Annotated in this window: 18 protein-coding genes; 10 read left to right on the top strand and 8 right to left on the bottom strand. The window is 71.6% G+C overall.

Going from position 1 to position 20,324, the window contains the following annotated elements:
* Window positions 1-13: 13 nt before the first annotated feature.
* The 3 genes from ACIG5F_RS37425 to ACIG5F_RS37415 all read right to left on the bottom strand — a co-directional run bounded on the left by ACIG5F_RS37425 (window position 14) and on the right by ACIG5F_RS37415 (window position 3,874).
* Window positions 14-1,501, bottom strand: a complete 1,488-nt coding sequence (locus ACIG5F_RS37425) for a DUF4407 domain-containing protein (RefSeq protein WP_396524744.1) — start codon at window positions 1,499-1,501, stop codon at window positions 14-16.
* The gene (locus ACIG5F_RS37420) at window positions 1,498-2,958 is read right to left on the bottom strand and encodes a hypothetical protein (RefSeq protein WP_396524743.1); all 1,461 of its coding nucleotides are present in this window, start codon (window positions 2,956-2,958) and stop codon (window positions 1,498-1,500) included. Before ACIG5F_RS37420 ends, ACIG5F_RS37425 begins: the two co-directional genes overlap by 4 nt.
* A gap of 208 nt (window positions 2,959-3,166) precedes the next feature.
* Window positions 3,167-3,874, bottom strand: a complete 708-nt coding sequence (locus ACIG5F_RS37415) for an NUDIX domain-containing protein (protein WP_396524742.1) — start codon at window positions 3,872-3,874, stop codon at window positions 3,167-3,169.
* A 178-nt stretch (window positions 3,875-4,052) separates the two neighbouring features.
* On the opposite strand from ACIG5F_RS37415, the gene ACIG5F_RS37410 reads away from it, so the two are divergent.
* On the top strand, window positions 4,053-4,922 hold the full coding sequence (locus tag ACIG5F_RS37410; protein WP_396524741.1) for a purine phosphorylase: 870 nt from the start codon (window positions 4,053-4,055) through the stop codon (window positions 4,920-4,922).
* Window positions 4,922-7,393 carry a hypothetical protein gene (locus ACIG5F_RS37405; RefSeq protein WP_396524740.1) on the top strand — a complete coding sequence of 824 codons (2,472 nt, stop codon included), beginning with the start codon at window positions 4,922-4,924 and terminating at the stop codon, window positions 7,391-7,393. Before ACIG5F_RS37410 ends, ACIG5F_RS37405 begins: the two co-directional genes overlap by 1 nt.
* A gap of 82 nt (window positions 7,394-7,475) precedes the next feature.
* Here the strand turns inward: ACIG5F_RS37405 and ACIG5F_RS37400 are convergent, their stop codons facing one another.
* On the bottom strand, window positions 7,476-8,855 hold the full coding sequence (locus ACIG5F_RS37400; protein WP_396524739.1) for a DUF349 domain-containing protein: 1,380 nt from the start codon (window positions 8,853-8,855) through the stop codon (window positions 7,476-7,478).
* Between the two features lie 174 nt (window positions 8,856-9,029).
* Between ACIG5F_RS37400 and ACIG5F_RS37395 the strand changes: the two genes are divergently transcribed.
* The 4 genes from ACIG5F_RS37395 (at window position 9,030) to ACIG5F_RS37380 (ending at window position 12,514) form a co-directional block, all read left to right on the top strand.
* Window positions 9,030-9,737, top strand: coding sequence for a hypothetical protein (locus tag ACIG5F_RS37395; RefSeq protein ID WP_396524738.1), 708 nt, complete (start codon window positions 9,030-9,032; stop codon window positions 9,735-9,737).
* Window positions 9,738-9,739: 2 nt separating this feature from the next.
* Complete coding sequence (gene miaA / locus ACIG5F_RS37390; RefSeq protein WP_396524760.1) at window positions 9,740-10,633, top strand: tRNA (adenosine(37)-N6)-dimethylallyltransferase MiaA; 894 nt, start codon at window positions 9,740-9,742, stop codon at window positions 10,631-10,633.
* 4 nt (window positions 10,634-10,637) lie between these two features.
* Entirely contained in the window at window positions 10,638-11,453 is an 816-nt protein-coding gene (dapF, locus tag ACIG5F_RS37385) for a diaminopimelate epimerase (RefSeq protein ID WP_396524737.1), read from the top strand.
* Window positions 11,454-11,761: 308 nt separating this feature from the next.
* Entirely contained in the window at window positions 11,762-12,514 is a 753-nt protein-coding gene (locus ACIG5F_RS37380; RefSeq protein ID WP_396524736.1) for a class I SAM-dependent methyltransferase, read from the top strand.
* A 164-nt stretch (window positions 12,515-12,678) separates the two neighbouring features.
* Here the strand turns inward: ACIG5F_RS37380 and ACIG5F_RS37375 are convergent, their stop codons facing one another.
* From ACIG5F_RS37375 to ACIG5F_RS37365, 3 genes are read right to left on the bottom strand one after another with little or no spacing between them, the layout of a single operon-like run.
* On the bottom strand, window positions 12,679-13,530 hold the full coding sequence (locus tag ACIG5F_RS37375) for an SDR family oxidoreductase (protein ID WP_396524735.1): 852 nt from the start codon (window positions 13,528-13,530) through the stop codon (window positions 12,679-12,681).
* Window positions 13,527-14,990, bottom strand: coding sequence for a flavin-containing monooxygenase (locus ACIG5F_RS37370; RefSeq protein ID WP_396524734.1), 1,464 nt, complete (start codon window positions 14,988-14,990; stop codon window positions 13,527-13,529). The genes ACIG5F_RS37375 and ACIG5F_RS37370 overlap by 4 nt, the downstream gene beginning before the upstream one ends.
* The gene (locus ACIG5F_RS37365) at window positions 14,987-15,841 is read right to left on the bottom strand and encodes a patatin-like phospholipase family protein (RefSeq protein ID WP_396524733.1); all 855 of its coding nucleotides are present in this window, start codon (window positions 15,839-15,841) and stop codon (window positions 14,987-14,989) included. The genes ACIG5F_RS37370 and ACIG5F_RS37365 overlap by 4 nt, the downstream gene beginning before the upstream one ends.
* An 83-nt stretch (window positions 15,842-15,924) precedes the next feature.
* Here ACIG5F_RS37365 and ACIG5F_RS37360 point away from each other — a divergent pair, with 83 nt between their 5' ends.
* On the top strand, window positions 15,925-16,512 hold the full coding sequence (locus ACIG5F_RS37360; RefSeq protein ID WP_396524732.1) for a TetR/AcrR family transcriptional regulator: 588 nt from the start codon (window positions 15,925-15,927) through the stop codon (window positions 16,510-16,512).
* A gap of 67 nt (window positions 16,513-16,579) precedes the next feature.
* Here the strand turns inward: ACIG5F_RS37360 and ACIG5F_RS37355 are convergent, their stop codons facing one another.
* Window positions 16,580-17,809 (bottom strand): MFS transporter, encoded by a 1,230-nt coding sequence (locus tag ACIG5F_RS37355; RefSeq protein WP_396524731.1) that lies wholly within the window; start codon window positions 17,807-17,809, stop codon window positions 16,580-16,582.
* A gap of 53 nt (window positions 17,810-17,862) precedes the next feature.
* On the opposite strand from ACIG5F_RS37355, the gene ACIG5F_RS37350 reads away from it, so the two are divergent.
* From ACIG5F_RS37350 to tatA, 3 genes are all read left to right on the top strand, one after another.
* Window positions 17,863-18,378, top strand: a complete 516-nt coding sequence (locus ACIG5F_RS37350) for an ArsR/SmtB family transcription factor (protein ID WP_396524730.1) — start codon at window positions 17,863-17,865, stop codon at window positions 18,376-18,378.
* A 42-nt stretch (window positions 18,379-18,420) separates the two neighbouring features.
* Entirely contained in the window at window positions 18,421-19,866 is a 1,446-nt protein-coding gene (gene hflX, locus ACIG5F_RS37345) for a GTPase HflX (RefSeq protein ID WP_396524729.1), read from the top strand.
* A 66-nt stretch (window positions 19,867-19,932) separates the two neighbouring features.
* Window positions 19,933-20,211 carry a Sec-independent protein translocase subunit TatA gene (tatA, locus tag ACIG5F_RS37340; protein ID WP_396524728.1) on the top strand — a complete coding sequence of 93 codons (279 nt, stop codon included), beginning with the start codon at window positions 19,933-19,935 and terminating at the stop codon, window positions 20,209-20,211.
* Window positions 20,212-20,324: the final 113 nt, after the last annotated feature.

Genomic DNA, 20,324 nt, shown 5'->3' with positions numbered 1-20,324 from the left:
GATAGGTGGGGATTCAGGGCTGGGTCGGGTGCTGGCCGGCCGGCAGCGACCAGCCGTCGGGCCGGGGCAGGCGAACGGTCTGCTCGTCGTCCCAGGGGGCGGCCGACCGGGTGTCGGTGGGCCCGGGCGCGGCCGGGTGGAACGGCACGCCCGGCAGCGTCGGGGGTTCCGGATGGCCGTTGCGCGGCGGGACCGGGCCGGCATTGGCCTGGATCCACCGGTCGAGTTCGGCGTCCACCCGCTTGTTGGCCAGCGCGGCCCAGGTGTCGACCGCCTTGTCGGCGATCTTGGCCTGCTGCTCGACCAGTTTGCTGGCGGCCAGCTTGGCGCTGGCCGTCTGCTCGGCCAGGTGGTGCTCGGCGACCTCGCGTTGGGCCAAGGCCTGGGCGTGCGCGCGCTGCCGCTGGTCGGCCAGTTCCATCCGCTCGAGCTTCTTGACGTGGTCGGCCCGTTGCGCCAGCAGGCTGTCGTAGGCGGACGGCGGGCCGAGCATGCTCAGCAGCTTGATCACCACCGGCAGCAGCTCGATGGACAGGAAGAGCAGGAACAGCATCAGGTGGGTGAGGACGGCCATCGGGTGGCCCGACGACAGGTTCTCCAACGCCTCGAGCCGGGACAGCAGGCCGTTGTCGGCGTTGTCGGCGAGCGACGCGGTCTGCTCCGCGGTCTGCTCGGCCGCCTGCTCGGTGGCCAGCCGGCTCTGCACGTCCGGCAACTGCTTGCGGGCGTCGTCGACCTGGTGCGCGGCCGCCGCGGCCAGCCGCGCTTCGGCGTCGCGCTGCTGGTCGGCCAGCACCGCCTTGGCCTCGGCCGCCTTCTGCTTCGCGGCGTTCGCGGTGGCCTGGGCCTGCTGGTAGGCGTCGCCGATGCCCGGCCGGTGGGTGCCGCAGCTGCCGTTCAGCTCACACTGGGCGTTGGCCTGGGCGTCTTCGTATGTCTTCTCGGCGCTGTCGTAGGCGGCCTTCGCGGCCTTGACGTCGGGATCGTCGCTCACCCCTGGCCGCAGCTGCCCGGAGATGATCGCCTGCAGCCGGTCGACCTCCTTCTGCAGACCGGGAATCTCCGCGTAGGCCTTGGCCAGCACGTCCTTGGACTCGGCGACCTGCTGGGCGTGCATGACGGTCAGCTGCGCGTCGATCTCCGGCTGGAAGATCCGCAGGGTCAGGGGCGTCGAGATGACGGTGCCGATGACCACCGCCAGCAGCAGCCGGGGCACGGCGGCGGCCACCTTCAGCCGGGCCCCGCGCAGGCCGTTCATGCTGACGATCAGCATGCGGTCCAGGTTGAGGATGACGCCGGCCCACACGGCGGCGGCGACCGCGGCCGCCGGCCACGGCAGCCGCAGGGTGTCCTCCAGCGCGAAGAACGCCGACACGCCGGCCACCAGCGCGGTGCTCAGCAGCACCCCGCCCATGGCGGCCTGCTTGGTCAGGTCGCCGGACCGCTCGGCGAGATCCGGCTGGGCTCCGGCCAGCCGGACCAGTCCGCTGCGCAGGTTCACGGGGTGCTCCCTTGGTCGCCAGAGCCGGTTGGGTCCACAGTGGACATCGCGATGTCCGGCAGGGGCAGTGCGGGCGGGTCTTGGCCGAAGTCGACCCGGGGGCCGTTCATGATCAGCGCGGTGACGTCGAACGGCGGGGTCATGGCCGTGACCGGCGGCAGCGCCGGCGTCGGCGTGCCGGCGTGCGATCCGACCAGGTCCTGCGGTCGGTAGAACGGCGTCGGCAGCTGAATCGCCGGCAGCGGCGGCAGGGTCGGCATGTGCGGCGACACCAGTGCGGCCGGCGGCGGCCAGTCCATTCTCGGCATCGGCGCCGGCAGCTCGACCCGGGGCGGCGGGGCCACCATCGGGACGGGACCGATGGTGCGCGCGTCCTGGCCGGCCTCGTTGTGCGCCACCACCAACACGAAAGGCGAATCGGTGAGGAAGACTCGCGTCGTGCCGGCGCCGGCGCGGCCGTCCATCCGCTCGGTGTGCCCGGCGGTGCGCACCTCCACCGTCACCGCGTCGGTGGCCTGCCAGCGGACGAGAACCGGCTGTCCTCGCATGGCGTGCCGGCCTTCGAGTCGAGCTTCGGTCAGGATCGGCGCGGTGAGATGCTCGCCGATCAACCGGCTCAGATGGACGTGCCAGTCCCACGCCGTCGGCCGCTCCGGCGGGCGATCACTGAGCGCCCGCACCAGCATCTGGCGCCCGACGGCGTCCAGCGCGGCCGCGGCCGGGGCCGGGTCCAGCCGCGTGGAGGCGCGGTCGCCGGGGCACAGGCAGCGCAGGATGAACAGGCCCAGCTTGTACTGGTCGGTGCGCTGCGACAGCGGCTCGTTCGCCGGCGGCACCCAGTCCGGCGTGTTCAGCTGCCTGGCGCCCGAGACCTGGCCGGCCCGCCGGACGCCGTCGCAGTCGAGAAACAGCACGGTCGGCCGGTCGGTGAGCCGATAGAGCTCGTTCTTCGGATTGATGTCGCCGAACGCGACCCCGAGGTCGGTGTGGAGAAAGGAGAGCACGCCGGCGAAGTCGCGGCAGATCCGCAGCCGCTCGGTGAGGTCGGGGACCGGCCGGCCGAGACGCTTCGCCCTTGTCGGATCAATGAAGAGGTTCTGCACCTCGCGCAGCGACTGGGTGCTCCTGCCGGTTCCCGGCAATAACATCCTGTCGGCGAAGGAGTTCGGCACGCGGCGCATGACAATGCCCCGCGTCACGCCGTTCTCCTCGACCACCCGCAGCGGCCAGACCGTCATCGCGTCGAGCATGGCGCGCCGTGACGGGTCGAGGGCCAGCCGGCTCGTCACGATCCCGCGCAGGTCGTTCGATGACCCGATCGGCGTGCGATATTCCTTGTACACCAAGGGTCCCTGGGCGTCCGGCAGGGTCAGTGACGGCAGCTCGCTGACCACCGCCTGCGCGCCCCGGCCCAGCTGCGGGCCGAGGGCGCCGAGGTGTGCGCGCTCGATGCTCACCGATGGCGAAGTGGCAGAACTTCCCACCATGTCTCCCTGTTGGCGGACGGCCGGCGATCGACCAAGAACGTGAATGCGACACCTCGGAGGGCGTGAGCGAACGCTTCGGTCGGTTGATCGACCCGGTGCGCGCATACGTTACCGGATCGGTCGGAATGCGTCGATCGCTTTGGTGGCAATGCTTTGTACTCATCGGTAATCCCTGAAATCAGGGATTTCCGTCGCGCAGGATCGGTGGGTGTAGTGTCCTGGCCGGACCGCGGCGGTAGAGTGCCGCTGGCCGTCCGCCATTGGTGGCGGCCCGGTCGCCGGTGGGGGTCAGGAAACCGTCCACGCCGGTCACCTTGCGATGGAAGTTGCGTGGGTCCAAGGATTCCGACCAGACGATCTCGTACACCTGCCGCAGGTCGGAGATCGTGAACACCGGACCGCAGAAGGCGGTGGCCAGTGTGGTGTACTCGAGTTTCGACCGGGCGCGCTCGACCGCGTCCGCGATGATCTTGGCGTGGTCGAAGGCCAGCTGCCGTTTCCGGGACAGCGCCTTGTCGACGGGAACCCATTGGGCGGCCCGGGCGTCGCCGCCGCCGAGCGGCAGCGGGAGGTCGGGCATCAGGGCCAGATAGCAGATCGTCACGACCCGCTGCCGCGGGTCCCGGCGGGGCGCGCCGTAGGTGCGCAGTTGTTCCAGGTGCAGGTCCTTTGCCGACAGTCCGGTCTCTTCGGCCAGCTCTCGCGCGGCCGCCGCGTCGATGTCCTCGTCGTCGCTGCTCAGGAAGCCGCCGGGCAGGGCGAGCCGGCCGGCGTAGGGCTCGACGCCCCGGGTGACGAGGAGAATGTTGAGCTGGTCCGCGCGGATGGTGAGCACCGCGAGGTCGACGGCGATGGCGACGGTGGGGATCGTCCAGGGCTCGGTCACCGGTCCAGCCTAGCTTCTCGTCACAATGACGACAATGTGCCCGTCGAGTGTGTAACGTGCCGCGCCGGCCCGGCGACCTTCAGCGTCGTCGGGTCCCGGGCGGAGTAAATGTCATGTTGACGAAAACTGAAGCGCACCCTTATCGTCACTGTGACGCTAGGGTGAACGGAGCGAATCCATGATCGTGATCCTCACCGCGCTCGAAGTGGAATACCTTGCGGTTCGGGGGCAACTGGCCGGGCCGCGGCCGCACCGCCACGCGGCCGGCACGATGTTCGAGCTCGGCGAGGTCGCCGGGCGTCCGGTCGCGCTCGGGTTGACCGGGGCCGGCAACGCGACCGCCGCGATCATCACCGAACGGGCCGTAACCGAATTCTCCCCAGAAATGGTGGTTTTTGTCGGCGTGGCCGGCGGCCTGCGCGACTGGCTGAAGATCGGTGACGTCGTCGTCGCCACCAGGGTCTACGGCTACCACGGCGAACGCAGCGAGGACGACGGCAGCCGCATCCGGCCCCGTGCCTACGAAACCGCCCACGAGCCGCTGGAGACCGCCCGAGTGCTGGCCAGATCGGCGTCCTGGCGAGCCGGGCTGGCGACGGAGCCGGCCGTGCACTTCGAGCCGATCGCGTCCGGCGAGGTGGTGCTCAACAGCAGGACTTCCCCGACGGCACGGCGGCTCGACCAGAACTTCAACGACGCCGTCGCGGTGGAGACCGAGGGCGCGGGCGTCGCCCAGTGCGGCCACCTCCAGGGAGGTCTGCCCACGGTCACCATCCGCGGCATCAGCGACCACGCCGACGGTCACAAGGACAGCGACGACAGGACCGGGTCGCAACGGCTGGCGGCCGGACACGCGGCCCTGTTCGCGCGGGCGCTCGTCGGCTCCCTCGACGACATCGGCGGTTCGCGCGCACGCGGGCCGAAAGCCGAGGCCGCTGCCACGGTGGTGCGCAACACGGTGAACGGCAAGAGCAACAACTCCATGCAGATCGGCATTGTCAACGGTGGCCTGCACTTCGGCCCCACATCTGACGCTGGAGACCGGTGATGAACCAGCACGGCTACATCAACAACACCGTCGAGGGCGACGACAACCACGTGACGCAGGTGGGGGTGGTCAACGGCGGCGCGGTGTTCCACGGCGACTCCACCGTCTACCAGGTCACCCAGGCGGATCCGCCGCAGCGCAAGTTCGAGGTCGCCCGCAACCACCTGGCCGGCAACTCGCCGCGGATCGCGGAAAGCCTGCTGGCGGAATGCGTCCGCGCCGGCTTCGTGAGCACCGAGGTGGCCTACTTCTACGCGCTGGCCACGCTGAGCGAGCGATCCCTCAACCAGCTCGGACCGGACGAGTTCGAGCACGTCCGCACCGCGCTGACGATCGCCGAGCGGTGCCCCCACGACGGCTGGTGGACCGCGATCGGGGTGATCGGGGACCTGCTGCGCTGCGTCACCGAGCAGGAGACCAGCCGGGAGGCCGACCCGCAGACGCTGGCCGTCGTGCTCGACGAGTTCGGCAACCTCGACCGGGGACGGCAGGAGGAGATCACCCGCCACCTCGACATGATCATCGGTGGCGCGATCCAGGACCAGCTCGACCATTTCACCGCGGCGGCGGTCGAGCAGGCCCGGGTGTCCGACGACCGGTCCGGCCGGGCCTGGAAGTTCTTCCAGCCGACGCCCACCGAACCAGTGCTCAGCCAGCCGTACTTCACCGCCCAACCCTCGTCCCGCACCTGGATGCGGTTGGTGGCAGGCACCTTCGGGCTTCTGCTCGCCGCGCTCCTGTCCGGCTCCGTCGCCACCTTCGCCGTCACACTGGTGCTGGCCGCGGCCGGCGCGGCGGTCGCCTGGTTCGGCGGCCGGGCGCTGGCCGCGCAGATCCGCCGTGACCGGCTGGAGTTCGAACTGGGGGCCGGCGGCCGGGTGGGCGACGACGACCCGGGCGATCTCGGCAGCCCGCTGTTCCGGCGTCGGATCTGGGGCGCGATCGTGCGCCGGCGCGGTCGTGAGCAGCCGGTGGCGAAGAAGGAACGCAAGCAGTGGCAGGAGGACCTGGCCCGGCCGGCCGACAGCCTGTTCGGGCGGATGGTGCGGACCTACGGCCGGCCGCCCCTGGCCGACGGCGAGGCCGACAGCCCGGTGCGGCAGCGGGAGTCCGAGGTTGACGCCCGGACCCTGAACTGGTTGGTGTACGCCCAGATGCGGGAGTGGTCGCGGCAGTGGCGGGCCGGCGAGCTGTTCTCGTTCCGGAAGATGACGACTGCTCAGATACGGGACACCGCGATCGCCGTCGGCGCCGGGCTGTTCGGAATTCTGGCGGTGTACTGGGTTTTCCTCTCGCTCAGCGGGGCGGCCGGGCTGGGCCTGCTCGCCGCGGCGAGCGCGGCGGTGGGCACGTGGGGGTGGACCGAGCTGCTGGGCGGCCGGACCGCGCTGTCCGACGAGCGGGCCGACTGCCAGGCCCAGCTCGACTGGGAACTGGCCGAGTTCCGGAAGTGGCAGGACAAGCTGGCCGACCAGCCCGCCGACGCCGAGATGGCCCGGTGGCTCGACTTCGACAAGGCCCACCTCAAGACCGAGGCCATGCGGCACGCCGACCTGACCAACCGCGACATCGTCGGGCACGTGGTGCTGACCGAGGGGCTGCCCCGGGCCCGGCGGGCCCGGGTCATCTACGGTCCGCCCCGGTACTCGGCCTACCGGGTGCTGGTGTTCCTGTTGACCGAGAACGGCGTCTGGGAGTTCCGGGTGGACCTGGACTTCACCGACGGGTCCGTGCGCAACCAGGAGACCTCGTCGTTCCGCTACGAGTCGCTGGTCCGGGTGCGGGTCGCCGAAGTCGGGGTGAAGTTCGCCAACGAGCGGCGCCAGGTCATCGTGATCAAGAACGACGAGCTGCCGGTCGTCACCGACCCGCGACAGCAGGTGGTGCTCAGCCGGGCGCTGTGGCTGTCGTTGACCAACCAGGACGACATCCAGCTCGTGCTCGAGAACTTCGAGGGGCTCCGCGACGAGCAGAGCGAGAAGGAGGCCGAGCTGGCCGAACTCGCGCTCGGCGCGTCCGGGGCGGCCAGCGCGGTGCGGATACTCCAGTCCGTGGCCGGTGAGGGACGGGACTGGATCACCCGGCAGCGGCAGCGTCGCGACCGCCGGCTGCGGGAGTGGGCCCGCGATGGCAACGGCCAGCACGACCTGCTCGGCGCGCCGACGCGAAGGGCGATTTCCCAGCCGACCCGGCAACAGCACCAGGCGCAGCCCGCTCAGTCGCCGCAGGCCCCGCTGTCACGTCCGCAGTCGCCGCAGGTTCAGCCGCCGCATGCTCGGTCGCCGCGTTCGCAGTCGCAGCCTGCTCGGTCGTCGGGCTCACAGTCGCAGCAGGCTCAGTCGGTTCGGCCTGCGCAACCGTCGCAGGCGGAACCGGACCGCCAGCAGCGGGCGACGGTCGGGGCAGCGGCCGGCGACGGGCCGGGGCAGTCCTCCTGGGCCACGGACTATCCGCGAAAGGCCCTGCGCTGACCCTCGTCACAACCCTCGTCACAGCGCTCGTCACAGCACTGGGGCCCCGCCGGAAACCGGCGGGGCCCCAGTGTTCGTGCGATCAGCGGGTGGCTACGGCCTGCTCGGCGGCGGCCAGCCACTCGCGCCACTGGGCGGCCTGGGCCTCGGCCTGCTCGGCGCGGCGCTTGTCGCCGGCCGACCGGGCCTTGGCCGCCTGGGCCTCGAACTGGGTGACGCGCTCGCGGAACTGGGCCACGCGGGCCTCGGCCTCCGGGTCGGTGCGCCGCCACTGGGCGTCGACCGCGCCGCGGACCCTCTCCTCGATGGCGCGCAGCCGGCCCTCCAGCTCACGCACCCGCTCGCGCGGCACCTTGCCGATCTGGTCCCAGCGCTCCTGAAGCTTGTACAGGGCGTTGCGAGCGGCCTCGAGACCGGCCGCGGGGTCGATACCCTCGGCCTCGGCCAGCAGCTCCTCCTTGAGCTTGGCGTTGGTGCCGAACTCGGCGTCCCGCTCGTCGAAGGCGGCCGAGCGGCGCGCGAAGAACTTGTCCTGCGCGGCCCGGAAGGCCTGCCACAGCGCGTCGTCGGACTCCTTGGGCGCGCGGCCGGCGGCCTTCCACTCGACCATCAGGTCCTTGTAGCGGCCCGCGGTCACGCCCCAGTCGTCCGACCCGGCCAGCTCCTCGGCCTCGGCCACCAGCTCCTGCTTGCGGGTCTTGGCCGTCGCGCGCTGCCGGTCCAGGTCCGCGAAGTGCGCGCCCCGCCGCCGGTTGAAGGCGTCGCGGGCCTTGGAGAACCGGCGCCACAGCTGCTCGTCGGTCTTCCGGTCGACGCCGCGGATCGTCTTCCACTCGTCGAGAATGGCCCGCAGCCGGTCGCCCGCGGACTTCCACTGGGTCGACTCGTTGGCCAGGGTCTCGGCCTCCTCGACCAGCGCCTGCTTGCGGGCCGCCATCTCGGCGCGGGCCGCGTCGCGGGCCACCTTCGCCTTGTCCACGGCCTTGCCGGCGCTGGCGATCACGAAGTCCACCCGGGCCCGCAGCGCGGCCAGGTCGCCGACCACGGCGGCGTCGGCCAGGCCGTCGCGCACGTGCTTGGCGCTGGTCAGCGCCTGCTTCGGGTCGCCGGCCCCGGACTTGAGCCGGGCCTCCAGCAGCTCCACCTCGGTGCGCATGTCGTCGAAGCGGCGGGCGAAGTGGGCCAGGCCCTCGGCCGGCTCACCGGCCTGCCACGAGCCGACCTCGCGCTCGCCGTCCTCCGCCTTGACGTACACCTTGCCGGCCTCGTCCACCCGGCCCCACCGGGTCGGGTCGTCCGACGCGACGGGCACCACGGGCGCAGCGGTGCCCACCGTGTCGGCCCCTCCCGAATCGGACTGGCCCGAATCGGACTGGCCCGCCTCGGCCTGCGCCGCCGGGGTCTCCTGCTCCGCAGTCGCCTGCTCGACCCCGTCCACCGGGGCCGTCTCCTGGTCCGTCATCGCCGGCTTCCTCCTCGCCTGCCACCATGAGCCCGCGCCGGGGCGCGAGCGCCCCGCACAGGCGGGGCCCAAACGGCCGGTACTCCGAACGCGTGGTCCGAATACCTTCGCCGGGCATTCAAACAGGTCAGGGCCCGGCTGTGTACTCCGAGTCGGCAGGTAGCGTGCCGTATCGTGATCGTAGGCGTCGCCGTGGTGCCCCATCCGCCCCTGCTGGTACCCGAACTGGTGGCCGGCGCGGTGGCCGAGACGGAGGCGGTCAGACGCGCCTGTCTGGCCGCGGGCAAGCGGCTTTCGGCGCTGAGCCGGGAGTGGCTGGCGATCGCCGGTGATCCTCTTTTTCACGGCTTGACCAGCGCCGATGCGGTCGGCACCTTGCGCGGCTACGGCGTTGACAAGATCGTTTCGCTGGCCGAGCGGCCGGCCTCGGACACGGTCGATCCCGAGTTGCCGCTGCCGGTGCTGGTGGCCGGCTGGCTGCGGGAGCAGGCCGGCGCGGGGCAGGTTGTCGTGCAGACGATCGATCCTGCGGGTTCGGTGAACGACAGCCAACGAGTGGGTGAACGGCTGGCCCGGCAGGATCGCCCGGTCGGGCTGCTCGTGCTGGGGGACGGGTCGAGCCGGCGGCCCGGGCCGTCGGGGAACCCTGATCCGCGATCGGTGCCCTACGACGCCGGCGTCCGCGACGCGTTGGCGACCGCGGACGTGGACGCCCTGCTCGGCCTGGACGTCGAGCTGGGGGCGGAGTTGGACGTGTCCGGCCGGGCCGCGTGGCAGGCGCTGGCCGGGGCGGCCCTCGGGCGGTCGTGGCGGGCCGAATTGTTGTACTCGGAGGCCCCGTTCGGCGTCGGGTATCACGTGGCCTGCTGGGAGCCGGCGTGAACGTGCGTGCCATCGCGGTGGTCGGGCCGACCGCCGCCGGCAAGTCCGATCTGGGCGTGGAGCTGGCCCTGCGGTTCGGCGGCGAGGTGATCAACGCCGACGCCATGCAGCTGTACCGGGGCATGGACATCGGCACCGCCAAGCTGTCGGTCGCCGAGCGGCGGGGCGTGCCGCATCACCAGCTGGACGTGCTCGACGTCACCGAGACCGCGTCGGTCGCCGCCTATCAGCGGCAGACGCGCGAGCTGATGGAGCGGCTCATCGCCGCCGGGGTGACGCCGGTGCTGGTCGGCGGCTCCGGGCTGTACGTGCAGGCCGTGCTTGACGAGCTGGAGTTTCCCGGCACCGATCCGCTGGTGCGGGCCCGGCTGGAGGACGAGCTAGCGGCGCTAGGTTCTGACGCGCTGCACGCCCGCCTAGCAACGCTAGATCCGATAGCGGCGACCGCGATCCTGTCGTCGAACGGGCGACGCGTGGTGCGGGCCCTGGAGGTCATCGAGCTCACCGGCCGGCCGTTCTCCGCCACCATGCCCAAGCGCGGCGAGCCGCGGTACGGGACCGTGCAGATCGGCATCGACCGGGACGTCGCCGAGTTGGACGCCCGCGTCGACCTTCGCGTGCAGCTGATGTTCGAGGCCGGGCTGGTCGACGAGGTCCGCTCCTTGGAGGGGCTCGGCCTGCGGGACGGCCTCACCGCCTCGCGGGCGCTGGGCTACCAGCAGGTGCTCGCCCACCTCGACGGCGAGTACGACCTCGAGGCGGCCGCCGCCGAAACCGCCCGGGCCACCCGCCGCTTCGTCCGGCGGCAGCGGTCCTGGTTCCGGCGTGACCAGCGCATCACCTGGTTCGACGGCGCTCGCCCCGACCTGGCCGAGGCCGTCGGCGCGATACTCTGAACGGGTGGGTATCGAGTTCGTCAAGGGACATGGCACCGAGAACGACTTCGTGCTGCTGCCCGATCCCGACGGCACGCTGGACCTGACCGAGAGTCGCGTCCAGGCGCTGTGCGACCGCCGCCGCGGCCTGGGGGCCGACGGCGTGCTCCGCGTCGTGCCCAACAAGGTCTCCGTCGGCGCCGGCGACGGCTGGTTCATGGACTACCGCAACGCCGACGGCTCCATCGCCGAGATGTGCGGCAACGGCGTCCGGGTCTTCGCCGCCTATCTGGTCGACGCCGGCCTCGCCGCCCCCGGCGAGTTCGTCGTCGGCACCCGTGCCGGCGACCGCCCCGTCGTCGTGCACCCCGACGGCTCCGTCACCGTCCAGATGGGCCCGGCCCGCGTCACCGGCCGCTCCACCGCCACTCTCGGCGGCGTCGCCTTCCCCGGTGTCGCCGTCGACGTCGGCAACCCGCATCTCGTCTGCGTGACCGAGATTCCCGTGGCTTCCCTGGACCTGGCCGTGGCACCCGGCCGTGACCAGTCCTTCTTCCCCAACGGCGTCAACGTCGAGTTCGTCAACCGGGTCGCCCCCGACGCCCTGGCCATGCGCGTGCACGAACGCGGCGTCGGCGAGACCCGCTCGTGCGGCACCGGCACCGTCGCCACCGTCGCCGCCCATCTCCACCTCGCCGGCCACAGCACCGGTCAGGCCACCGTCTCCATTCCCGGTGGGCTCGTCACCGTCACCATCGGCGAGGACGAGAGCACCCTCACCGGCCCCGCCGTGCTCGTCGCCCGCGGCGAACTCAGCGACGCCTGGTGGTCCTCGTACTGAGCTGACAGCGCCCACCAGCATCCGGGAGTCCAGCGAGTTGCCGCGGCGTCGCCGTTTCCGCCTTGAAGCGTGAAAGTGACCGTGAGCAGAGCGAAGGCGGCCAATGCCGGCAACTGGCGGCGGCGCTTTGTGTGCGCGATCTGAGACGCGGCGGAAACACGCTTGTTCATTTCGGTCGCCATCCTCGTTCGGGGAAATAGTTGAGCGTTCGCCCAGGTCAGACGAGTTTGGTAACGGTTAGGTCAAGGGATGCATCCCCGTCGGGCCGGTCGGCGTCTTCAAGGGCACACAGGGCAAGGGGGAATAACGTGACCAACCGGGCCGATTTCTACGACGCTCCGGCGCACGACTATCTGCGTTATTGGGATGGTCGCGACTACGAGAACGAGGCCGAGCAGGCGGCGATCCGCCGGCTGCTGCACGGCCGGCACTTCGGCCACGCCGCCGACGTGGGCGGGGGCTACGGCCGGCTGTGCGTGCTGCTCCAGGAGTTCGCCGACCGGGTGACCCTGGCCGAGCCCAGCAGCCGGCAGCTGGACATCGCCGAGACCTTCCTGGCCGACCACCCCCGCATCGAGCGCCGCCAGATGCAGGCCGACGCGCTGGGATTCGAGGACGGTTCGCTCGACCTGCTCACCATGATCCGGGTGATGCACCACCTGCCCGAGCCCAGCACCGAGTTCGCCGAGATCTCCCGGGTGCTGCGGCCCGGCGGCGCCGCCGTGATCGAGGTCGCCAACCTCGCCCACGCCCGCAACCGCGTGCGCTACCTGCTCAAGGGCCAGCGCATCCCGCACCTGCCCGTCGACATCCGCTCGCCCGAGAACCGCCACGACGAGGAGATCGCCTTCGTCAACCACAACCCCCACACCGTCATCGAGCAGCTGGCCCGCGCCGGCCTGACCACCGAGAGCATCCTGTCGGTGTCCAACCTGCGCAGCGCCACCCTGAAGAAGGTCCTCTCCCACCGCGTGCACGTCGCCGCCGAGGTCGCCTCCCAGCGCGTGCTGGCCAGGACCTTCTTCGGCCCCAGCGTCTTCCTCCTGCTCCGCAAGGGCTGATCCGGCGCTTGTCCGTTCGTTCAAGACAGGTGGGCATGGCCCCGGCATGCTGGGGCCATGAGCGTTGATCTCTCGCGTGCGGCGGCGTTGTTGACGGGGCACGGGCGGGTGTTGGACCGGCGTCGGTTCGAGTTGGGGGTGGGCCGGGTCGGGCCGTGTCGACGCTACGCCGAGCCGGAGGGCTCTGAGCCGGCTTGGGCGGTGATGGTGCGCTCGTAGGCGGCACGGACCGAAGGGTCGACGGAGGTCAGGGCCCGACGGTCGCCGATCATGCGGCGGCCCAGGCGCATCAAGGGTTCCGGCGTGACGGCGTTGATGAGATCCCACGCGGCGAGATAGCCGGGAACGGGGATCTCGGCCCGACGGGACTTGACGCTGCCCAGGACGGCACGGGCGATGGCGGACGGATCGACGGTGGGAAGGCCGCGACCGAGCGGAACGCCGGAGGAGAGGCGGGTTCGCACGGCGGAGGGCAGAACGGCGCTGACGCTGACGCCGGTGTGGGCGTACTCGGCGCGCACGGCGGCGGTGAGGCCGACGGCGGCGAACTTGCTGGCGTTGTAGACGGCCATGCCGGGAATGGGGATCTTGCCGGCCATGGAGGCGATGGTGACGACGTGACCGCGGCGGCGGGCGATCATGTGAGGCAGCACCAGGCGCATGCCGTTGACCAGGCCCCAGAGGTTGACGTCGAGGGTGGTGCGGGAGGTGGCGTCGGGCTCGTCGAGGAAGCCGCCCAGCGGCATCACCCCGGCGTTGTTGACGAGCACGTCGACGCGGCCGAAGCCGTCCAGCACGGCGGAAACGCAGTCGGCGTAGGAACTTCGCGCGGAAACGTCCACCGTGTACGGATGGCCGCCGAGGTCGCGGGCGGCGTCGGCCGCGCCGTCGAGGTCGGCGACGCACACGGTGGCGCCGTGCCGGGCGAACAGCTCGGCGGTGGCCCGCCCGATTCCCCTTGCGCCGCCGGTGATCAGCACGACCGCGCCGTCGAGATCGATCTTCGGGTAGCTCATGCCTTCGCCTCTTCCCTGAGGTGCTCGCCGACGCGGTACTCCGTGGGGTCGAACCGGCCGAGCAGCTCGACCAGCCGCTCGGTGGACCACGGCCACGAGAAACTGTTGCGCCCGTTGGCATCGATGTAGTAGCTACGGCACCCGCCGGCGTTGTACGCGGTGCCGGGCAGCGCGGCCTGCACCCGGGCGTTGAAGGCGTCCTGCACCGGCCGCCGCACCTCCAGGCTGGTCCGCAGGTGCCGCAGCGCGCTCATGATGTACGTCAGCTGGGCCTCGATGAGCACGAACGCGGAGTTGATGATGCCCACGCTCGGGCCGAGAACCAGGAACAGGTTGGGAAAACCGGCGACGGTGGTGCCGAGATACGCCTGGGGGCTGCCCTGCCAGTGGTCGGCCAGGCTGGCCCCGTCGGCGTCGAAAACCCGTTCGGCGATGGGCAGGTCGAGGATGCGGAACCCGGTGCCGAGCACGATCGCGTCCACCTCGGCGGTCGTGCCGTCGGCGGCGACCACGGTGTTGCCGCGCACCTCGGCCACCCCGGTCGCGTGCACCTGGACGTTGGGACGGGTCAGCGCCGGGTAGTAGTCGTTGGAGACCAGCGGGCGCGTGCAGCCCACCGGGTAGTCCGGGGTCACCTTGCGCCGCAAGGAAGAGTCGCTGATGGCCCGCCTGATGTGCGCCTTGGCGACCGCCCGCAGCAACGGCTGCGCGCGTGGCCGGCGGAAGGCGAAGCCGAGGCTCTCCAATGCCCGGTACTCCAGGCCGCGCAGCGCGGCCAACGCCCGATGCCAGCGCAGCAGCCGCCGTTCCACCCGGGGAATGTGGTGATCAGGCTTGGGCAGCACCCATTGCGGCGTGCGTTGGAACAGATGCAGTTGCCGCACAACGGGAGCGATCGCCGGCACGAACTGCACGGCCGACGCGCCGCTGCCGACCACCGCGACTCGCCTGCCGGCCAGGTCGACGTCGTGGTCCCAGCGCGAGGAGTGGAACACCGGCCCGTCAAAGCCTTGCAGGCCGGGGATGTCGGGCAGGTTGGGCGTGTGCCACGGGCCGGCGGCGGCGATGATCGCCCGGGCCGTGAGATCACCGTCGCTTGTGGACAATCGCCACCGCAGAGCCGTTGCGTCCCAACGGGCCGCGTGCACCTCGACGCCGAGCCGCAGGTGCTCGTCCACGCCGAACCGGGTCGCCGTGTCGCCCAGGTAGGCCAGGATCTCCCGCTGCTTGGCGAAAACCCGACTCCACTCCGGGTTCGGCGCGAACGTGTAGGAGTACAGCCGGGACGGCACGTCGCATCCGCAGCCCGGATACGTGTTGTCCCGCCACGTGCCGCCGACGGCGTTTCCCTTCTCCAGCACCACAAAGTCCCGTATGCCCTGGTCGAGCAGCCGCACCGCCGCGCCGATCCCGGACGCCCCGGCGCCGATCACCACGACCTCGTGCTCCGGTGTTGTCATCGCTGTTCTCCCAGTCGCAGGGCGGTCAACCGTCGTCGCGGATCCATGAAGTTCGGGCCCATCCCGGCCAGGTCGGCGGCCGACGGACACAGCACGGTGACCCGCACGCCGGTCGACGCCAGCAGAGCGGTCTCACGGGCCAGGCCTCGGCTCATCGGCTTGCGTAGCAACGACTCCAGACGGCCGCCGAGCCCGCCGACCCGAGCGCCGTCGGTGGACGCCATCGGCGCGATCACCACGACCTCGTCCAGGCCGAGGCCGGCCATCAGGTCGGCGGAGGCGGTGGAGGCGACGCCGCCGTCCAGGTAGCGCCGGCCGTTGATCGTGACCGGCGGATACCAGCCGGGGACCGCCCATGACGCGCGAACCGCGTCCCGCAGCCGCACTTCCGGTGCCCTCAACACCGCCCGCTCGCCGGTGTCGGCGTCGACGGCGATCACCCGCACCGCCGGATTCGGTGTCAGGTCGTCCGCGAGCTCGTCGAGGAAGGTCGGGTCGCTGCGCCCGGCCGGGGCCAAGCCTGCCCACGTCATCAGGCTGCCCCGCCCCCGCGTCGCCAGCCGCAAGGAGGGCCGGCCGTAAGGAATTGCCGGGCGCGCCGCCGGCGGTCGCGTGCAGAACCGACGGACCGACGGGCGGGCGGCGGGGTCGTCGTGATGGGCGGCCAGCAGTTCGTCCACGCCGACGCCCGCGCCGAGCATCGCCGCCAGGCTCGCGCCGCACGAGGTGCCCATGATCACCGAGGCCGTCCGCGGGTCCCAGTCCCAGGCCCGGGCGATCGCCGCCAGCGCGCCGACCTGCCAGGCGCCGCCGACCGTGCCCCCGCAGCCCAGCACCAGTCCCCGCTCCATGGAGCCTCCCGGCCAGTCGAGATAACGACAATATCCAGATAAGCACGATATCCCGATAGCGTCAACCGGCTAGGATCGAGACCGTGCCGCGACTGACCCGGGCCGAGACCCAGACCCGCAACCGTGACCAGGTCCTCGCGGCCGCCCGGGAGCTGTTCCTGCGCGACGGCTACCGCGCCACCTCGCTGGCCGCCGTGGCCGACGCCGCCGGCTTCTCCACCGGGGTCGTGTACTCCAACTTCAGCGGCAAGCCCGAGCTGGCATTGCTTGTGGTGCAAGGAATCCAGGCCGAGCACACCGCCTCGCTGCGGGCCGTGCTCGACCACACGCGCACGCCGGGGGAGCTGGCCCGGGGCCTGCGGGACTGGGCCGAGGACGCGTTCGCCTCCGGCTGGCCCCGGTTCGAGCTGGAGTTCGCCCTCGACACCCGCGCCGATCCCCGCATCGTCGAGGCCTTCGTCGAACGCCAGCGCTACGGCGCCGCCCTGGTCGCCGAGATCATCCGCGAGCGGCTGCCCGCGGACCTGGTCGCCGTGCTGCCCCTGGACTCCATCGCCGACGCCGTGATCGACCTGCTCATCGGCTTCGCCATCCGCCGCCTCATCGACCCCGCTGCGTCACTCGATCGGGTGGAATCCCTGCTCCGCGCCACCCTCGCCTTCGAGGTCTGAGCGAGAGCCGCGTGCGGGTTCCGGCGTGTGCTAGGACGACGGAACCCGCACGGGCCTTCCGCGCAGGCTAAGCGGCCTGCGTGGTCGGGAGGTCGCGCATGGTGCGCAACGGGGAGGCCAGCAGCCAGCCGACGGCGAGGATGCCGCCGACGGCGCCGACCCAGAGGGCGCCGCGCGGGGTGAGCCAGGTCGCGAGGCCGCCGCCGATGAGGCCGCCGATGGGCAGGGTGCCCCAGACCAGGAAGCGGACGGAGGCGTTCATCCGGCCCAGCAGGTGGTCGGGGCAGATGGCCTGGCGGTAGCTGACCTGGGCGACGTTGTAGACGATGGCCCCGAAGCCCCAGCCCAGCCCGGACAGGGCGAACAGGCAGACGGCCCAGCCGGGCTGGGCCAGCGGCATGAGGATGCCGAACGGCGCGGCGGCGAGCTGGGAGAGCCAGATGATCCGGGCCTGGCCGAAGAGGCGGGCCAGCCGGGTGGCGATGAGCCCGCCGAGCGTCGCGCCGACGCCGGCGGCGCTCATCAGCAGGCCGGCGAGGCCGGTGGACACGCCGAGCTGCCGGATGAGGAACAGCAGCATGGCGGCGCCGGAGATGCTGGAGAACAGGTTGGACGTCCCGGTGCAGAAGGTGATGCCGCGCAGCGTCGGCTGGTGCAGCACGAACCGCAGCCCCTCGGCGATCTCGGCCCGCATGCCCCGCCGTTCGCCGCGCACGGGCTCGGGCTCGGCGGTGCGGATCCGCAGCAGGAACAGGGCGGAGGCCAGGAAGCCGAAGGCGGTGGCCAGCACCGAGGTGGCGGCCCCGACGGCCTGGACCAGCAGGCCGGACAGGGCGGGCCCGGAGACCTGGGCGGCGGACTGGCTGACCTGGAGCTTGGCGTTGCCCTCGACGATGTGCTCCCGCCCGACCAGCGACGGCAGGTAGGACTGGTACGCGACGTCGAAGAACACGGTGAGCAGCCCGACCAGCAGGGCGACCACGATCAGCTGCCCGACGGTCAGCACGTGCAGCCACCAGGCGACGGGAATGGTCAGCAGCAGCGCGAACCGGCAGAAGTCGGTCCGCAGCATCAGGGGCCGCCGGCGCAGCCGGTCGACCAGTACCCCGGCCGGCAGTCCGACCAGCAGGAACGCGGCGGTCTCGGCGGCGGTCAGGGCGCCGACCTCGAACGGCGTCGCGGCGAGCTGGGTGACGGCCAGCGCCGGCACGGCGAACTGCCCGATGGACGCGCCGAACTGGCTCAGGGTGTCGCCCGTCCACAGCCGTACGAAGTCGCGGTGGCGCAGCAGGGACATGGCCACAGGGTGGCCCGACTGATTGGAAACTGTCAATCAGTTATTCTGGACGGGTGCCGCCCGCCGTCCAGAAACGCCCCGCGACCAGGGCCGAAGCCGCCGCGCTGGCCTCGGACACGCGCCTGCGCATCATCCGGCTCACGCAGGGCCGTGCGATGACCAACAAGGAGCTGGCGGCGGCGCTGGGCAAGGACCCCGCCACCACGCTCCACCACGTCCGCAAGCTGGTGGACACCGGCTTCCTGGTCGAGCAGCCGCCCCGCCGCGGCACCCGCGGCTCGCGCGAGAAGCCGTACCTGGGCACCCGGCTGTCCTTCGCCCTCACCTTCGACGAGACCGAGGACCGGGCGGCGGTCAGCGAGGCCGCGCTGGGCGCGTTCCTCGGCGAGGTGGCCGACGTCGGGGTGGGCGCCGCCGACCTGACCCGGATCGTCGTCCAGCTGCCCCCTGACCAGACGAAACAGCTGCTCGAACGGCTGCACGCGGTGCTCGTCGAGTACGTCGCGCTGCCCTACGACCCGGCCGGCGAGCGCACCGCGATCTTCCTGGCCAGCTACCACAGCGCCTGACGCGTAACGGAGTGGACAGCACGTGGGAGAATAGATGTCAAGATGACGGATACCTACGCATTCGATCCTGACGACGTGGCCGACGACGAGCTGCTGTCGACAGGCGACCTTGAACTCGCCGACCGCGCGGCGCTGCGCCGCATCGTGGGGCTGTCCACCGAACTCGAGGACATCACCGAAGTCGAGTACCGCCGGCTCCGCCTGGAGCGGGTCGTGCTCGTCGGGGTGTGGACCGAGGGCAGCGCCGCAGACTCCGAGGCCTCGCTGGCCGAACTGGCCCGGCTCGCCGAGACGGCGGGCTCCCAGGTGCTGGAGGGCCTGATCCAGCGGCGTGACCGCCCGGACCCGGCCACCTACGTCGGCTCGGGCAAGGTGCGCGAGGTGCGGGACGTGGTCGTCGCCACCGGCGCCGACACGGTCATCTGCGACGGTGAGCTGTCCTCGGGCCAGCTGCGCAACCTGGAGGAGAAGCTCAAGGTCAAGGTGGTCGACCGGACCGCCCTGATCCTGGACATTTTCGCCCAGCACGCCCAGTCCAAGGAGGGCAAGGCCCAGGTCGAGCTGGCCCAGCTGCAGTACCTGCTGCCGCGGCTGCGCGGCTGGGGCTCGGCCATGTCCCGGCAGGCCGGCGGCCGCGCCGGCGGCGCGACCGGCGGTGTGGGTCTGCGCGGTCCCGGTGAGACCAAGCTGGAGACCGACCGCCGCCGCATCCACAAGCGGATCTCCAAGCTGCGCAAGGAGATCGCCGCGATGGGCGTGGTGCGGGAGACCAAGCGCGGCCGGCGGGTGGCCAACGACGTGCCCAACGTGGCGATCGTCGGCTACACCAACGCCGGCAAGTCCAGCCTGCTCAACGCCATCACGCAGGCCGGTGTGCTGGTGGAGGACGCCCTGTTCGCCACCCTGGACCCGACCACCCGGCGCTCGCAGACCCCGGACGGCCTGTCCTACACGCTGACCGACACCGTCGGCTTCGTCCGGCACCTGCCGCACCAGATCGTCGAGGCGTTCCGCTCCACCCTGGAGGAGGCCGCCGACGCCGACCTGCTGCTGCACGTGGTCGACGGCTCCGACCCGCGGCCGGAGTGGCAGGTCAACGCCGTGCGCGAGGTGCTCGGCGAGATCGGCGGCAAGCTCAACCGGTCCATGCCGGCCGAGCTGGTCGTGGTCAACAAGACCGACGCCGCCGACGAGGTGGCCCTGGCCCGGCTGCGCAACCTGCTGCCGGGGGCGGTCTTCGTGTCGGCCCGCACCGGCGACGGGGTCGACGGCCTGCGGGACGAGATCGCGGGCCGGATCCCGGCCCCGAACATGGTGGTCGAGGTGCTCGTGCCGTACACGCGGGGCGAGCTGGTGGCCCGGGTGCACGCGCAGGGCGAGGTGCTGGCCGAGGACCACACGCCGGAGGGCACCGTGCTCAAGGCCCGGGTCCGCGCCGATCTCGCCGGTGCATTGGAGGCGTATGCCGTGAACGGCTCACCTGCCTGAGTACCAACCGGGTTCCGCGGCGGTTACTGTAGGGGGACGAGGTTCATGCGGTGAGGAGGATCGGCTATGGGCGAGTTCAGCCCCTGGCACCTGGCGATCGTGGCGCTGGTGTTCGTCGTGCTGTTCGGCGCGCGGAAGCTGCCTGACGCGGCTCGCGGCATCGGACAGTCGCTGCGCATCTTCAAGGCCGAGATGAAGGCGGGCATCGACGGCGAGCCGACGCCGGCCGAGACTCCGGCCCAGCCGGCGTCGACGGCCCAGGTGGCCGAGCCGCTCCCGGCGGCGCAGCCCACCGTGGCGACCAACCCCGTGACGAGTCCCGTGCAGCAGCCGACCACGAGCTGACGCGCCGGAACGATATGAAGGGGCCCTTCCTGACGCTCAACGTCAGGAAGGGCCCCTTCATATCGCCGCCCGAACATATCGCCACCCGAAGTGTAGGAAGGGGGCTTTCCTCC

Origin of the sequence: Kutzneria sp. NPDC052558 (assembly GCF_044547355.1) — a bacterium.
Lineage (GTDB): Bacteria > Actinomycetota > Actinomycetes > Mycobacteriales > Pseudonocardiaceae > Kutzneria.
This window is presented reverse-complemented; position numbering and strand designations above follow the sequence as displayed.

Bases quoted from the DNA above. Each gene is read 5' to 3' on its own strand.
- ACIG5F_RS37410 (WP_396524741.1), top strand. From the start codon at position 4,053: ATGATCGTGATCCTCACCGCGCTCGAAGTGGAATACCTTGCGGTTCGG.
- ACIG5F_RS37405 (WP_396524740.1), top strand. From the start codon at position 4,922: ATGAACCAGCACGGCTACATCAACAACACCGTCGAGGGCGACGACAAC.
- ACIG5F_RS37400 (WP_396524739.1), bottom strand. From the start codon at position 8,855: ATGACGGACCAGGAGACGGCCCCGGTGGACGGGGTCGAGCAGGCGACT.
- ACIG5F_RS37375 (WP_396524735.1), bottom strand. From the start codon at position 13,530: ATGAGCTACCCGAAGATCGATCTCGACGGCGCGGTCGTGCTGATCACC.
- ACIG5F_RS37370 (WP_396524734.1), bottom strand. From the start codon at position 14,990: ATGACAACACCGGAGCACGAGGTCGTGGTGATCGGCGCCGGGGCGTCC.
- ACIG5F_RS37365 (WP_396524733.1), bottom strand. From the start codon at position 15,841: ATGGAGCGGGGACTGGTGCTGGGCTGCGGGGGCACGGTCGGCGGCGCC.
- ACIG5F_RS37355 (WP_396524731.1), bottom strand. From the start codon at position 17,809: ATGTCCCTGCTGCGCCACCGCGACTTCGTACGGCTGTGGACGGGCGAC.
- hflX (WP_396524729.1), top strand. From the start codon at position 18,421: ATGACGGATACCTACGCATTCGATCCTGACGACGTGGCCGACGACGAG.
- tatA (WP_396524728.1), top strand. From the start codon at position 19,933: ATGGGCGAGTTCAGCCCCTGGCACCTGGCGATCGTGGCGCTGGTGTTC.